This window comes from Streptomyces sp. NPDC057963 (assembly GCF_042887155.1).
Lineage (GTDB): Bacteria > Actinomycetota > Actinomycetes > Streptomycetales > Streptomycetaceae > Streptomyces.
In genome coordinates, this window is the sequence record NZ_JBHVPX010000003.1 from 64,880 (window position 1) to 79,315 (window position 14,436).

12 protein-coding genes and 1 pseudogene are annotated in these 14,436 nt (G+C 72.1%); all 13 read left to right on the forward strand.

Going from position 1 to position 14,436, the window contains the following annotated elements; all coding sequences use genetic code 11:
- Positions 1–378 precede the first annotated feature (378 nt).
- A pseudogene (locus tag ACFVT1_RS07460) lies at positions 379–1,670 on the forward strand (hydrolytic protein).
- Positions 1,671–2,397: 727 nt separating this feature from the next.
- Positions 2,398–3,927, forward strand: a complete 1,530-nt coding sequence (locus ACFVT1_RS07465) for a phage tail sheath family protein (protein WP_389793420.1) — start codon at positions 2,398–2,400, stop codon at positions 3,925–3,927.
- Positions 3,928–3,966: 39 nt separating this feature from the next.
- Complete coding sequence (locus tag ACFVT1_RS07470; RefSeq protein ID WP_124720830.1) at positions 3,967–4,407, forward strand: phage tail protein; 441 nt, start codon at positions 3,967–3,969, stop codon at positions 4,405–4,407.
- On the forward strand, positions 4,404–4,904 hold the full coding sequence (locus ACFVT1_RS07475; protein WP_389793421.1) for a hypothetical protein: 501 nt from the start codon (positions 4,404–4,406) through the stop codon (positions 4,902–4,904). The genes ACFVT1_RS07470 and ACFVT1_RS07475 overlap by 4 nt, the downstream gene beginning before the upstream one ends.
- Positions 4,901–5,059, forward strand: coding sequence for a DUF6760 family protein (locus tag ACFVT1_RS07480; RefSeq protein ID WP_003966147.1), 159 nt, complete (start codon positions 4,901–4,903; stop codon positions 5,057–5,059). Before ACFVT1_RS07475 ends, ACFVT1_RS07480 begins: the two co-directional genes overlap by 4 nt.
- 2,593 nt (positions 5,060–7,652) lie before the next feature.
- A complete protein-coding gene (locus tag ACFVT1_RS07485; RefSeq protein WP_389793422.1) occupies positions 7,653–8,090 on the forward strand; it encodes a hypothetical protein in 438 nt (145 codons plus the stop codon).
- Between the two features lie 53 nt (positions 8,091–8,143).
- Positions 8,144–8,569, forward strand: coding sequence for a phage tail protein (locus tag ACFVT1_RS07490; RefSeq protein ID WP_362206970.1), 426 nt, complete (start codon positions 8,144–8,146; stop codon positions 8,567–8,569).
- A 60-nt stretch (positions 8,570–8,629) separates the two neighbouring features.
- Complete coding sequence (locus ACFVT1_RS07495) at positions 8,630–9,352, forward strand: LysM peptidoglycan-binding domain-containing protein (RefSeq protein WP_389793423.1); 723 nt, start codon at positions 8,630–8,632, stop codon at positions 9,350–9,352.
- Complete coding sequence (locus ACFVT1_RS07500) at positions 9,349–11,115, forward strand: VgrG-related protein (RefSeq protein WP_389793424.1); 1,767 nt, start codon at positions 9,349–9,351, stop codon at positions 11,113–11,115. Before ACFVT1_RS07495 ends, ACFVT1_RS07500 begins: the two co-directional genes overlap by 4 nt.
- A gap of 58 nt (positions 11,116–11,173) precedes the next feature.
- On the forward strand, positions 11,174–11,491 hold the full coding sequence (locus ACFVT1_RS07505) for a PAAR domain-containing protein (RefSeq protein WP_389793425.1): 318 nt from the start codon (positions 11,174–11,176) through the stop codon (positions 11,489–11,491).
- A complete protein-coding gene (locus ACFVT1_RS07510) occupies positions 11,488–11,913 on the forward strand; it encodes a GPW/gp25 family protein (RefSeq protein WP_389793426.1) in 426 nt (141 codons plus the stop codon). The genes ACFVT1_RS07505 and ACFVT1_RS07510 overlap by 4 nt, the downstream gene beginning before the upstream one ends.
- The gene (locus tag ACFVT1_RS07515; RefSeq protein ID WP_389793427.1) at positions 11,913–13,874 is read left to right on the forward strand and encodes a putative baseplate assembly protein; all 1,962 of its coding nucleotides are present in this window, start codon (positions 11,913–11,915) and stop codon (positions 13,872–13,874) included. The genes ACFVT1_RS07510 and ACFVT1_RS07515 overlap by 1 nt, the downstream gene beginning before the upstream one ends.
- Positions 13,871–14,434, forward strand: a complete 564-nt coding sequence (locus ACFVT1_RS07520; RefSeq protein ID WP_389793428.1) for a phage tail protein — start codon at positions 13,871–13,873, stop codon at positions 14,432–14,434. The genes ACFVT1_RS07515 and ACFVT1_RS07520 overlap by 4 nt, the downstream gene beginning before the upstream one ends.
- Positions 14,435–14,436: the final 2 nt, after the last annotated feature.

Sequence of the window (14,436 nt, forward strand, 5' to 3'; positions counted from 1 at the left end):
CCTTCACTCCGCACCGCTTCCCGCCCGCCGCCCCCGTACGTCAGGAGCAGCCCGCCAGGGCCGGCCCCCCCCGCCCGCCCCGCCCCGCGGGCGCGGCCCGGCGGTACTGGCCGCGTTCCACTGCGTTGTTCTTCATGTCTGTCGTCGTCATCGTTCCGCGCTCGTCTTCCTCAGGTGCGTCCGTCCGGTATGCCTCTTGTCCACTCTTGATCACACCGGCCTCCGGCACGGGGACCGGGCCCGGGGAGGGGGCTCGGGGAGACCGTGCGGTTGTGCCGTCGGGGCACCGGCCCTGCCCGCTCGTTGCCCTCGCGTCTCTGCTGCGGAACCGCAGGGGCGGCTTAACGTCGCATCGTGACCACATCTGCCGAACTCGAAATGTCCACGGTGACGGTGTCGCCCGGCGCTGAAGCGACGACGTCCCTGACCGTGCGCAACGACGGCGACATCGTCGAGGCCTACACGCTCGAAGTGGTCGGCGACTGTGCCGCGTGGAGCACCGTGGAGCCGGCACGCGTCTCCCTCTACCCGGGCACCTCCGAGGTGGTGACCGTGCGGCTCGCGCCGCCCCGGTCGCACGAGGTCCGGGCCGGCGAGATACCCCTGGGCGTCCGCGTTCTGCCCGCGGAGCGGCCCGAGTCGGTGGCGGTCCCCGAGGCCACGGTGGTCGTGGAGCCCTTTCACGAGCTCCGGGCGGAGCTGCACCCGCGCCGGCGTCGCGGTTGGCTGGGCGCCCGGTTCGGGGCCTCGGTGCAGAACAGGGGGAACACCCCGGTCGGCATCGGCCTCACCGGGAAGCAGGCCGGGGAGGAACTCCGCCTGTCCTTCGCTCCCGACCGACGGCACCTGGAACCGGGCGAGTCCGCCGAGGCACGCCTGCGGGTACGGATCCGGAAGCCGATCTGGTTCGGCAAGCCGGTCACCTGGCCGTTCGAGGTCGAGGCCGCCGAAAGTGCCGAACGGGACGCGGGCGGCGAGCAGCCCGGCCGGCCCGAGGTTCTGCAGGGCGAGTTCGCGCAACTGCCGATACTGCCCAAGTGGTTGCTGATCGTCCTGGCCGCGCTGATCGCGCTGCTGCTCGCATGGTTCGCGCTGGTCCGGCCCGCGGTGCGCAGCACCGCGAAGCAGGCGGCGGAGGCCGCGCAGAAGGAGACGGCCCGCAAAGAGCAGCAGGGAACGGCAGCCGGGGGCGGATCGGGTGACCCGGCCGGTGGTCAGGGGCAGGACAAGGGCCAGGGGCAGGGGCCCGTCCGGGCAAGTCGGCCGCACCCGGCGGCTCCGGCTCGACAACGGGCGGGGGCACCGGAAGCACCCAGCAGAGCTCGGCGACGATCGACGTGCAGACCGGGTCCGGGGCCGAGAAGGTGGGCAAGTACCGGGTTCCGGAAGGGAAGGTGTTCGGCATCACGGACGCCGTGGTGGCGAACTTCCAGGGCGACGAAGGAGTGCTGACCATCTCCTTCGGAGACCGGAAGATCACCACTATCGCTCTGGAGACCTTCCGCAACCAGGACTACCACTGGGTCACCCCCATCCAGATTCCGGAGAACGCCACCGTCACCGCTTCTGTGACCTGCGCCAAACCCGGCACTCCGGCTACCGGAACTCAAGCTTCCAAGTGCCATCAGGTACTCAACGTCAGCGGCATACTGAGCGATCTCGCACCGTAGGAACAACAGTGCCGGGCCTCCCGCTTCCCGTCGCGAGGGATGAGAACAGCAGAAATGCCGACTGGGGGAAACCCGGCTCGCCGGTCGTTGGCGGATCCCTTCCCTTGCGCACAGCAAAGGACCAGACCTCCGGAATCCCCGTGGGGCTGGAAGCAAGTGAAGAAAATCCGGACACTCGGATACGAACCGAACCGTCCAGAGCCGCCCCCATCGCCTTCGAGACGGACCACCAGGAGATTGATCAAGAAGGTCAAGGGCTTGTTCCGGACGCGGGAACCCGGCCGGGCGGTCAACCACACGCGGTGAATTCTGGCTGATATTCGTCGCCCCCGCACCGGTTTCTCCGACTGCCGCAGACATTCTTTCTCCGACTGCCGCGGACATTCGCGGCCTTTCCCCGCATCCCCCGGGCCGAGGAGATCACGCACGCCCGCATGCACGGGATCCGGGCATCCATGTCTGCGGCGAATCCTCCGTCCGCGGACCGGCGGACGCCTTCCGTGAACCCGGAGTCCACCGCGCCCTCATACGACCGGGCCGGGGATTACGTCGAGCCGAAGAATGCGATGACAACCGCGACCGGTCCGCGCGGGGAAGTATTTCCTGCTGTCAAGGTGCCTGGGAAGGCAGTGGGCTTGCCCCGTGTCCAGGACTTTGAGGCCTACTGCCCGCCACGCCGGCCGGGCAAGACTGAGCCGCGAGCGAATGACCACCCGAAGGAGCGAGCATGCCGTCGTACCTCACCCCCGGTGTATACGTGGAGGAGGTGCAGTCCGGAGCGCGGCCCATCGAGGGAGTCGGCACCGCGGTCGCAGCCTTCGTCGGTTTCGCGGAGGCCGGTCCCTTCCACCAGCCGATGCTGGTGACGAACTGGGACCAGTACGTCCAGACCTTCGGCACCTTCACCGCCGACACCTATCTGGCGCTCGCGGTCCACGGCTACTTCGCCAACGGCGGCGGCACGGCCTACATCGTGCGCATCGGCGGCCCCGCACAGGACTCGGCTCAGGGATCTGCGCCCGAAGCGGCCCCGCCCGTCGCCATCGGAGGGTTCCTGGTCTCCGCGCGGACCGGCGCGAACGGAGACCTCTCCGTGGAGATCGCCGACGCCGAGGGCGAGAACCCTCCGGAGGACCGGTTCCGGCTCCTGGTGCGGCAGGCCGGCAAAGTGGTGGAGACCCACGACGTCTCCACCCGCAAGAACGTCAAGGGCTATCTGGTCACCCAGGCCCGCCAGTCCAAGCTCATCGATGTCACCGAGCAGCCTGGCGCGGCCCAGAGCCGCCCCGAGAATCAGAGCTTGACCCTCTCGCCCGCAGCTGCGGCCCCGGGGACCGGCGTCGCACGGATCGACCCGGCCGAATATGTCGGCGACGCCGCGGCCCGCACGGGGTTCGCGGGCCTCGAAGCCATCGACGAGATCACCATGGTCGCCGTTCCGGACCTGATGAGCGCCCACCAGCGCGGGGACATCGATGCCGAGGGCGTCAAAGCCGTACAGCTGGCGGTGATTTCGCACTGCGAGCAGATGGGCGACCGGGTCGCCGTCCTGGACACACCGCCGGGCATGAACGCCCAGCGAGTCCGCACCTGGCGCAACGACGACGCCGCGTTCGACTCGCGCTACGCGACCGTGTACTACCCGTGGCTCAAGGTCTTCGACCCGGCGACCGGCCGCAACTCCATGGTGCCGCCGAGCGGTCACGTCGCGGGCGTCTGGGCGCGCAGCGACGGGGAGCGCGGTGTGCACAAGGCCCCCGCCAACGAGGTCATCCGCGGTGCGCTGGACCTGGAGCTCCGTCTCAGCAAGGGCGAGCAGGACCTGCTCAACCCGATCGGCGTCAACTGCGTGCGCGCCTTCCCCGGGCGCGGCATCCGGATCTGGGGCGCGCGCACACTCTCGTCCGACCCGGCCTGGCGCTACCTCAACGTACGCCGCCTCTTCAACTACCTGGAGGAGTCGATCCTCCTGGGCACCCAGTGGGTGGTGTTCGAGCCGAACGACGACCGCCTGTGGTCGAGCATCCGGCGCAACGTCACCGCCTTCCTCACCGAGGAGTGGCGCCGGGGCGCTCTCTTCGGCCGCACGGCCGAGGAGGCGTTCTACGTCAAGTGCGACCGCGACAACAATCCGCAGGAGTCGATCGATCTCGGTCAGGTCGTGTGCGAGATCGGCGTGGCTCCGGTGAAGCCCGCGGAGTTCGTGATCTTCCGCCTCGCGCAGTTCTCCGACAGCACCAGCCTCGTCAACGAGTGACCCAGCAGGGTCCGCAAACGGAACAGGTGACACAGAGTCATGGCAGAGGGCGACGCTCTTTCCACCCACGTCTTCGGCGTGCAGCTCGGCGGCTATCTCGTCGAGTCGATCCAAGAGATCAGCGGCCTGACCGTCGAGGAGGAAGTCGTCGAGGTCCGTCAAGTGACGGCCGAGGGAAAGCAGATCATCCGCAAGCAGCCCGGCGCACGTCAGGCGGGCGAGGTGACGATCACCCGCGGACTCGACAAGAGCAGCGAGTTCACCAAATGGATCAAGGAGACGCTCAACAACGGGGCGGTCGACACCGCGCGCCAGAACCTCACCATCGAGATCAAGGACTCGAAGGGTGAGACGGTCCGGCGCATCCAACTGATGCAGGGGTGGGCCAGCAAGTGGGAGGGCCCCTCGCTGAAGGCCGGCGAGTCCAGCGCCGCCACCGAGACGGTGACCATCACCTTCGAGGAGATCGTGGTCGAATGAGGCGCAGGACCGTTACGTCGGGCGGACTCGACGAAGTCCTCGACAGCCTCGCGTCCGCCCCGCCCGCCGCACCCGAGAAGGCTTCCGCGCCGTCTCCGGCCCGGGAGCGGGAGCCGGACCGCGAGCGGCTGCGTACGGAGTTCGATTTCGAGCTCCCGCGCGGCTACGTCGACGACGAGGGCCAGGTGCACCGGCGCGGCTCGATGCGGCTCGCGACGGCACGGGACGAGCTGCGCCCGCAGATCGACCTGCGCGTGAAGGAGAACCCGGCGTACCTGAGCGTGGTGCTGCTGAGCCAGGTGATCACCCAGCTCGGCACCATCACCGATGTGCACGCCGGGGTCGTCGAGCGGATGTACGCCACGGATGTGGCGTTCCTCCAGGACTTCTACCGCCGGATCAACAGCGAGGGCCACACACACGCCGCGGTGACGTGCCCGCTGTGCCACGGATCGTTCGAGGTGGACCTCTCGGGTGGGCGCCTGGGGGAATCGTGACGTACGCGCTTCCCCGGTTGCGGGAGGAGATCGCGTACGTCGCCTACCACTTCCATTGGCAGCGTGAGGACATTCTCGATCTCACCCACGGCGAGCGTCAGCAGTGGGTGCGGGAGATAGCGCGGATCAACACCCGCGTCAACGAAGGCGGTTGATCGTATGGGGATCGGGGACTGGTTCCGCCGAGGGGACCGGCAGCAGCCCGGCACGCCCTCCCTTGCCGGAGCCGGAGACCGTACCGGAAGCGGTCCGGTACCGGGGACCGACCGCAGCGACGGCCCGGCCGGCCAGGGGGACGGCAGCTGGGACGGCGGCTGGCGACAGGTGGCGCCGCCGACGGTGACCGTCGCCCGGTCCTCGATCGGCGTGAGCGACGGACTGCGGTTCAGGTCCGGCCTCGCCTCGTGGCAGAACATCGCATACGGCGGCGAACTCGGCCATGCCGTACTGCCGTCCGCACCGGTGGGGCTCATCCACGGCGTCGCCCGTCCGGGCGGCGCGCGTTCCGCGTCTCCCGGTGGGCCACTGCTCCTGCGTGCCGCCCGGACCGGTGCGGACGGGGAGGCGGAGCCCGCGACGGGCCCGGCACCTGCCGCGGCGGGCGACGCGGTCGGCAGCGGTGCCACGGGCGGGCAACCGGTCTCCGCGACCGTCCGCCGGACGAGCCGTACGACGCCGCACAGCGCTTCCGGGCGCCGGGCTCCGAGCCCGCGGGCCCGCGGGGGCGGAGCCACCGCTCCGGAAGCCACCGCTCCGGAAGCCACGGCACCGGCGGCACCGGCGAAGGGCGCGGCGTCGGCCGCGGTTCCGGGACCGGTTGCGGCACCGGCTGCCGCGCCGGCCCCACAGCATCCGGCGAACACCGGACCGCCACCGACCGGGCCGCAGCGGACCCGGCCGGCCGCCGTGTCCCTGCGGCGGACCGCCCCGCCCCTGATCGTTGCCCGGCGTCCGGCGATGGCCCTGCGGCACATCGCCGGGATCCCACCGTCCGCGGCCTCCGCACCGGCCGCTCCTGCCACCACCACCGCTGTGCCGCAGACCGCGTCCGACCGGCCGGGCAGCTCCGGCCGGGCGATCCCCGCCGCCCCGCCTGGCGCCGTACCTCCGCCGGACCGCACCACCGGCCGTCCCGCCACCGCGGTGGTACGCCCCGCCCTGGGCAAGCCCCTGCGGGAGCTGCCCGCCGGAGCCGTACCCTCCGGCCCGGCAACGCGGGGCGGGGTCGTACCGTCCGGCCCGGCGGAGCAGCAGGAAGCGGGCATGCCCGTTCTTCAACGGCAGGCATCGGACCCGGCGGCCCCTGCGGCCACCGCGCATTCGCCGGAGGCGACGAAGCCGTCGGTGCGTCAGCAGCCGTCTGCGGAGGCTCGGTCCTCGCAATCGGCCCGGACGCCCCGGCTCGCCCTGCCGGTCCAGCCGGCTCCGGCTCCGGCTCCGGGACAGTCGTCGCCGTCCAAGCCGGATCGGGGGCAACACCCCGGCGGGCACGAGCCGCCGAAGCCTTCGGGCCCCCTCGTTCCCCCACGGCCGCCGCAGTCCGAGGGGTCCGGCTCGCAGGCTCGTACCCGCAGCGGGATCGGCACCCCCCTTCCCTCGCTTCCGTCGACAGCCAGGCTCCAGAACGACACTCCCCTGCTCGGTGACCGCCATCGGGCACAGCCGGGAGCCATGAGCCCGCGACAGGGCACGACGCCGACGGGGGTGCCTGCCGCACCGCCGCCCTCCGCACCGGCCAGGCCCACGCCGGCGTCGACGCCACTGAACCCGTCCTCCGAGATGCCGGTGCGCTCGTCCCCCGTGCCCGCTCAACCCGCCGCGTCCGCACCGGAAGCCGCATCCGTCCAGCGCGCCGTGCACACCATGGGTACGCGTAGGAGCGCGCTCGTCACCGCCCCTTCCCTCTCTGCTCCCGCCGCGCCGGTACGTGTCCGGAGGACCGCCCCGGCGCGGGAGGCGGGACAGGCCGTCGGACCTGCCGCCGGTACCGACGAGCGGTCGCCCCGCGTCCAGCGGTCGCGGAGCCTGCTCGCGGGCAGGGCCCTGAAGGTGAGCACGGGCTCCGGTGAGGGATTTTCGGCGCCGCCGGCAGTCGGCACAGCCCGGCCGGTCGTGGCGGCCACCTGGCGTCGTGAGGGACAGCAACCGGGGTCAGATGTGCGGTCGCCGGGGTCCGATGTGCCGTCGCCGGGATACGGACGTTCGCGGACCGGGGAGCAGCGGAGCCCGTCGGGCGCGGCACCCCGGCAGACGGTTCCTCACACGCACCCCCGGCCCGCCGGACCCGCGTCGCCGCACCGGACCCGTGCGACCGGCTCGGAACCGGCGCCCGGCGGGCCGGGGCCCGGCGGCACCGTCCAGCGCTCCGTGCCCGGAAACCCGACGCCGGGCCCCGTCCGGAGCGGGGCGCGCTCGGATCGGGCGGCCGATGGCGGCCCCGGTCGCGTGCCGGGGGCCGGGGCCGACCGGAGGGGGCGCGGGACGACGGTCGGCGGCTCCCTCCTGCGACTCGTGCAGCGTTCGGCACGCGGCAGCGCGACAACGCCGCCGTCCCGGCTCGGCACCCGTCCGTCGGAGCAGGGGCCCGCAGAGTCGCACTCCGACCGCCTGTCCGGACCGCCGTCCCCGGCACCACGCCGCCCCGTGCCGTCCGCCCCGTACGCGTCCCCCTCCGTGCCGTCCGCCGCTCAGCCGGTTCCGGTCGTACGCCCGCATCCGCCCGCCCCGGACCGGCCCGGACCATCCCCCGTGCCCGTTCAGCGAATGGCCATGCCGGTGGTGCCCGAATCCGCCGGTCCCGCCACCACCGGACCGGCGGCCGGAGACGGAGCTCCACCGCCCGCCGGACCGCCGCGCCTTTCGGTACGGGTTCCGCAACGCGCGCCCGCTCCGGCCGTCGGAGCAGGCAGCTCCGGGACCACGGCTCAGGCGCTTCAGCGCGCGGCGGCCGACGCCGGAGTCGTCGGCGTTCCGGTGCGGGCGGCCCCGGTGAAGCCCGCCCAGTCGCCGGGAAGGACCGGATCGGACGGATCGGCCGGATCGGAAGCTCCGGCCGCGAACCGCGTCACCGGGGCGGACATCGAGGAGCTGGCCCGTCGTCTGCTCGATCCGGTGAGCCGGCTGATCCGCGCGGACATGCGCAGAGGGCGGGAGCGTACGGGGCGGTTGTACGACGGCCGCCGCTGACGACGTCCCGCCCGGCACAGCACCTGGGAAACGGCAGAGAAGAAGAGAAGCACATGACGGACAACATCTTCGCGACGAGCGTGTTCTTCAAGCTCGCCATCGGCGGCAGCGACCTGGGGGCCTTCCACACCTGCTCGGGTCTGGGCGCCGAGGTGGAGTTGGAGCAGTACGCAGAAGGCGGCAACAACGGCTTCACGTGGCAGTTGCCGGGGCGGATCACCTGGACCAACATCACGTTGACCCGCCCCGTGACCGCCGACACGCTCAAGATCGCACGGTGGCTGAACGAGACGATCCAGCGGGTCGAGCCCAAGGACGGCGAGATCGTCGCGCTCCGTCCGGACCTCAGCCGCATCATCAGCTGGCAGGTGCACGGCATCGTGCCGGTCCGCTGGCAGGGACCGTCCTTCGACCCCGCCAGTTCCCAGGCTGCGATCGAGACGCTGGAGATCGCGCACGAGGGCCTGGAACCTTCCTGATGCTTCGTCATATCCCTTGACAGGTACAGGTAGCAGAGAAGATCGGGAGGGAGGAGCGCCATGTCACCCGCTGTCCGTACGAGCCGTGCTCGCGCCCAGCTGACCATCATGGAGCCGCCGGCGACGGTCGGCGCCAAACCGGGCGGGAACCTCGCCCGGCTCACCTTGCAGTTCAACCCCGCGAAGCTGTCGCTGAGTAAGAGCACCGAGTGGCGGCGGACGCCGTCCCGGATGGCCGGGCAGTCCGCGCTGCCCGAATTCGTGGGCAGCGGGCCCCGGGCGCTGTCCCTGGAGGTCTTCCTGGACTCCACCGCCACCCACGACAACTCGGTGGAGAAAGCGGTGGAGCAGCTGATGCTGGCGTGTGTCCCCACCCCGAGCAGCCTGGCCCGCAAGACGCCGGCGAGCCCCTGGGTCCGCTTCGACTGGGGCACGTCGAAGACGACCTCGTTCGACGGCGTGCTGTCCAACCTCTCCGTCTCGTACACCCTCTTCGACGTCGACGGGAAGCCGCTGCGCGCCACCTGCGCCCTGTCGATCGAGGAGGCGAGCGTGGATCCGGCCGGCCAGAACCCCACGTCCGGCTCGCGCGAGGCACGTCGTACGCACCGGGTCGTCGCCGGAGACAGCCTGCCGCTGCTCGCCTGGCGCGAGTACGGCGACGCCACCGCGTGGCGCACGATCGCGGAGGCCAACGACGTGGACGACCCGATGCAGTTGGTCCCCGGTATGGAGCTGGTCGTTCCCGGACTGGAAGATCACGCTCCGGAGGGCGGCCGATGACCGCCCCCGGCCGCTCCTTCGCCGCGGATCCGATCGTCGAGGCCCCTGGTGAGCTGCCACCGGCCTGGGCGGCCCAGCTGGTGAGCTGCGTGGTGGACGAGAACGTCGGTCTGCCGGACACCGCCGTGCTGACGTACCGGGACCCCGATCACACACTGCTCACCGCCACCGGGCTGACCATCGGCACCCCGCTGAAGATATCCGTGGTCACCGTGCAGGAGCGGGTGCGCGAGCGGCTGTTCACCGGTGAGGTCACGGCGGTCGAGCTGGACAGCGACACCACCGGTTCGTTCACGGTGGTCCGCGCCTTCTCCAAGGCCCACCGGCTCCAGCGCGGACGGAAGGTGGTGGCGTTCCGCAACATGAAGACCGCCGACATCGTCCGCAAGGTCGCCGCGGGCGCCGGGCTGGCCTGCGGAAGGATCGAGGCCGCACCCATCATGTACAAGCAGCTGACCCAGCCCAATGTCTCGGACTGGGAGTTCCTCCAATACCTCGCGGGCGAGAGCGGGGCGCACGTGCGGGTGGACGACAAGGGCCTGCTGCAGTTCGTGAAGCCGAAGCCCGCCGCGTCGGCGCCCTCGCCCGCCACCTCCGCCGCCCGGCACCCGATGGTCCTGGAGTACGGGCGCAATCTGCTGGCCCTGCGGGCCGTGCTGACCGGTGCGGACGGGGCGGACAGTGTGGAGGTGCGCGGCTGGAACGTCGACACCAAGACTCGGCTGGTGGCCCGCGAGCAGTCCATTCGCAGCGACACGGTGTCCCCCGGGATGAGCCCGTCGCTGGCAGCCGGGGCGTTCGGCCCGAACGCCCGGATGGCGGTCACCGACACCCCGTACCGCACCCAGGCCGAGGCCACGGCCGTGGCCGGTGCGGTGGCCGCTTCGGTGAGCTCCGGATTCGGTGAGATCGAGGCGGTCGCCGAGGGCAATCCCCAGCTGCGGGCGGGCGAGCCGGTGGCCCTCGGCAACGTGGGACCGGCGTTCGCCGGGCGCTACACGGCGACCGCCGCTCACCACGTGCTCGAACCGAACGGCGGCTACCGCACCACCGTGCTGGTGAGCGCGGCGCCCGACCGCTCGCTGGCGGGACTGGCCAGCGGCTCGAACGCGCCCTCGCGCGGCCCGCGCATGCCGGGTCTCGCGATCGGCGTGGTCACCGACATCCGCGAGGGCAGGGCCGAACGCGGCTGGGTCCGGCTGAAGTTCCCCTGGCTCGACGACACCTATGTGACCGACTGGGTCCGTACGGTGCAGTGGGGCGGCCAGGGCGGCGGCGGGGTGTTCAGTCCCGAGGTCAACGACGAGGTGCTGGTCGGGTTCGAGCAGGGGCTGCTGGACAGCCCCTATGTGCTGGGCGGCCTCTACAACGGGGTCGACAAGCCCTCGCCGCACGACGTGCCGCTGGTCGATCCGACCAGCGGCAAGGTCAACCGCCGCTCGCTGGTGTCCCGTTCCGGGAACCGGCTCGAACTGCTGGACGCCCCGCGCGGACCGTCCGGTGTCCGGCTGACCACCGGCGACAAGCGGCTCGAAGTCACGCTGGACGAGCGGCGGGGCGAGATCGCGCTGACGGTGTCCGCCCCCGGCGGCACCCGGGCGCTGAGCTCCGTCACCCTCTCCGCGTCCGGTATCACGCTCGACGCCGGTACGGGTGAGGTGAACGTGAAGGGACGCTCGGTGACGGTCAACGGCAGGACGGGAGTAACCGTGGACGGCGGACTGCTCGCCGTTCTCAAGGCCAAGCTCATCCGGATCAACTGACGCCCCATGCGGTCCGACCGCGGCGGAAGTCCCTCTGACAGCAAGGAGAACAGCCAGCATGCCCCCCGCAGCCCGCACGGGCGACAGCACCGCCCACGGCGGCCTCATCGGCACCCCGCCCCCGGGTGCGGCGGCCGTCGCCACCGTGCTGATCGGCGGTCGGCCCGCGGCCGTCGCCGGGAGCCTGCACGTGTGCGTCGTCCCGCCGCACGCCGCGCTCGGGCCAGGGAATGTGATCATGCCCAACCCGGCCGCCGCGGTCACCGGTCAGGTCCTGATCGGCGGTCTGCCCGCCGCCCGGATGCGGGACACCACCACCTGCGGCGCGCCCATCATCAGCGGTGCGCCGAACGTACTGATCGGGGGCCCGATGTGAGCGGCGGCGGGTTCATCGGACGCGGCTGGGGCTTCCCGCTGCGGGTCGGCGCCACGGGCGGCATCGGCATGGTCGAGCGGGACCGGGAGATCGAGGAGGCGATCGGGCTGGTGCTCGGCACGGCGCCGGGCGAGCGGCCGATGCGCCCGGAGTTCGGCTGCGGCATTCACGACTACGTCTTCGCACCCGGTGACGGCGCCACGGCCGGGCGCATCGCGCACGAGGTCCGCACGTCGCTGGAGCGGTGGGAGCCGCGCATCGAGGTGACCGACGTGGTGATCGCGTTCGACGCCGTCGAGGAGGGCACCCTGTACATCGACGTGCACTACACCGTGCGGGCCACCAACGACCTGCGCAACCTCGTCTTCCCCTTCTACACCATCCCTTCCTCCGAAGGATCCGAAGAAGCGGGGGCGCGCTGATGGCCCTGCCCTCCCCCAACCTGGACGACCGGCGCTTCCAGCAACTCGTCGACGAGGCCAAGCGGTACGTCCAGCAGCGCGCTCCCGAGTGGACCGACCACAACGTGTCGGACCCAGGCGTCACGCTCATCGAAACGTTCGCGTACATGGTCGACCAGCTGCTCTACCGGCTGAACCGGGTACCGGACAAGAACTACTCGGCCTTCCTCGACCTGCTCGGCGTCACGTTGTTCCCGCCGTCGGTGGCGCGGGCGGAGGTCGACTTCTGGCTGTCCGCGCCGCAGCCGGAGACCGTGCGGCTCCCGGCAGGCACGGAGGTCGCCACCTCACGCGGTGAGGCCGAGGAGGCCGTGGTGTTCTCCACCTCCGACGACCTGGCGATCGTGCCGAGTTCGCTGGTCCGGCTGGTCACCGCGCCGGTGTCGGGCGACCAGACCGACCGCACCGCGCCGCTCGGCGCCGGCAAGGACATCCCGTGCTTCCAGCCCCGGCCGGAGCCCGGCGACGCCCTGCTGTTCGGGCTGCCCACCGCCGTCCCCCGGTGCATCGTCGCCGTACGCCTGGACAGCCGGGTGGAGGGCGTGGGCGTCGACCCGCGTCAGCCGCCGCTGGTGTGGGAGGCGTGGGACGGTGCCCGCTGGGTCACGTGCCAGACCGGCACCGACAGCACCGGCGGGCTGAACAGGCCCGGCGAGGTGATCGTGTTCGTCCCCGCCGGACACACCGCGTCGGTGACCGCGGGAACCCGGGCGGGATGGCTGCGCTGCCGGGTCACCGCGCCGGAACCGGGCCAGCCGTTCTACTCGGAGTCGCCGACGATCCGGGAGGCCGAGGTGTTCACCGTCGGCGGCACGATGGGCGTCGAACACGCGGAGACCGTCCTCGACGTTCCGCTCGGCGTCTCCGAGGGCGTCGCCGGGCAGCGGTTCTCCGTGAGCAGGGCGCCGCTGCTGCTGGACGGTGAGCCGCCGGTCGTCCAGGTGTCCTCCGTGGACGGCTGGCAGGTCTGGACCGCCGTGGAACACTTCGGCGCCTCCTCCCCGGACGACCGGCATGTGCGGATCGACGCCGTCTCCGGCGAGTTCGCGTTCCCGCCGGAGGTGCGCGAGCCGGACGGGACGATGCGCGCCTGCGGTGCGGTGCCCGAGAAGGGCGCACAGCTGCGGATCCCCCGCTACCGGACGGGCGGCGGGGCGGCCGGGAATGTCGCCCGGGGCGCCATCTGCGTGCTGCGCAGCTCGGTGCCGTACGTGGCGGGCGTGGACAACCGCGAGGCGGCCCGCGGCGGGGTCGACGGCGAGACGGTGGAGAACGCGAAGATCCGGGCGCCCAACATCCTCCGGGTGCAGGAGCGGGCCGTCACGGCCGACGACTACGAGGTGATCGCCCGCGAGGCGGCGCCTTCCCTGCGCAGGGTCCGGTGCCTGCCCGCCGTTGCGGGCGAGGGCGGTGCGGTACGGGTCCTGGTGGTACCCGACGCGGTCGCCGACGAGGGCGGCCAGCTGCGGTTCGAGCAGCTGATCCCGCCGGACTCCGTGCTCTCGGCGGTCGCGGCGCGGCTCGACGAACGGCGGCTGGTCGGTACCCGGCTGGTGGTGGAACCGCCCGCGTACCAGGGCGTCACCGTGGTCGCCAGGCTGGTGACAACCAATGGTGACGCGGACCGGGTCCGCACGGAGGCGCTCGCGGCGCTGTTCCGCCACATCGACCCGCTGCGGGGCGGAGCGGAGGGGACGGGGTGGCCGTTCGGCAGGCCGGTGCAGTACGGCGAGGTCTTCGCCGTACTCCAGCGCGTGCGGGGGGTGGGCCTGGTGGACGAGGTACGGCTGTTTCCCGCGGACCCGATCACCGGCCGGCGCGGGGCGGCCGTGGAGCGGATAGAGGTCGCCCCGAGCGCCTTGGTCTTCTCGCACCAGCATCAGGTCGTGGTCACCACGAGCGGGGCCGGTGACGGCTCATGACGAGGGCTGCGGTACCCGGGCTCGCCAGCCGCTGTCCGATCGGCGGGCTGCTGCCCGCACTGTACGCGGACGACGACCTGGCCCAGCGGTTCACGGCGGGCCTCGACACCGTCCTGGCGCCCGTCCTGTCCACCCTGGACAACCTCCCCGCCTACTTCGACCCGGCGCTGACCCCGGCCGACTTCCTGCCCTGGCTGTCGTCCTGGGTGGGCGCCGACATCGATCCGGCGTGGCCCGAGGAGCTGCGGCGGCTCGTCGTCGCCCGCGCCGTCGACCTGCACCGGTGGCGCGGCACCCGCCGCGGCCTGATCGAACATCTCCGGCTCTGCTTCGGCGTGCATGCCGACATCCAGGACGGCGGCGGCGTCGCGTGGTCGTCCGAGCCGGGCGCCGAGCTGCCTCCGGCTCCGACCGGAGAACTGCTGGTCCGGGTCTGGGCGGTGCGCGGGGGGCCGGTGGACGCGAGCCGCGTCCACGACGTCGTCGCGGCCTCGTGCCCCGTACACCTCACGTGCCGGGTGGAGATCCTGCCGGGCCCGCCCGACGAGTCAGGAGGCTGACG

Bases quoted from the DNA above. Each gene is read 5' to 3' on its own strand.
- ACFVT1_RS07500 (WP_389793424.1), top strand. From the start codon at position 9,349: ATGACCGCCCCCGGCCGCTCCTTCGCCGCGGATCCGATCGTCGAGGCC.
- ACFVT1_RS07495 (WP_389793423.1), top strand. From the start codon at position 8,630: ATGTCACCCGCTGTCCGTACGAGCCGTGCTCGCGCCCAGCTGACCATC.
- ACFVT1_RS07470 (WP_124720830.1), top strand. From the start codon at position 3,967: ATGGCAGAGGGCGACGCTCTTTCCACCCACGTCTTCGGCGTGCAGCTC.
- ACFVT1_RS07515 (WP_389793427.1), top strand. From the start codon at position 11,913: ATGGCCCTGCCCTCCCCCAACCTGGACGACCGGCGCTTCCAGCAACTC.
- ACFVT1_RS07520 (WP_389793428.1), top strand. From the start codon at position 13,871: ATGACGAGGGCTGCGGTACCCGGGCTCGCCAGCCGCTGTCCGATCGGC.
- ACFVT1_RS07465 (WP_389793420.1), top strand. From the start codon at position 2,398: ATGCCGTCGTACCTCACCCCCGGTGTATACGTGGAGGAGGTGCAGTCC.
- ACFVT1_RS07490 (WP_362206970.1), top strand. From the start codon at position 8,144: ATGACGGACAACATCTTCGCGACGAGCGTGTTCTTCAAGCTCGCCATC.
- ACFVT1_RS07475 (WP_389793421.1), top strand. From the start codon at position 4,404: ATGAGGCGCAGGACCGTTACGTCGGGCGGACTCGACGAAGTCCTCGAC.
- ACFVT1_RS07505 (WP_389793425.1), top strand. From the start codon at position 11,174: ATGCCCCCCGCAGCCCGCACGGGCGACAGCACCGCCCACGGCGGCCTC.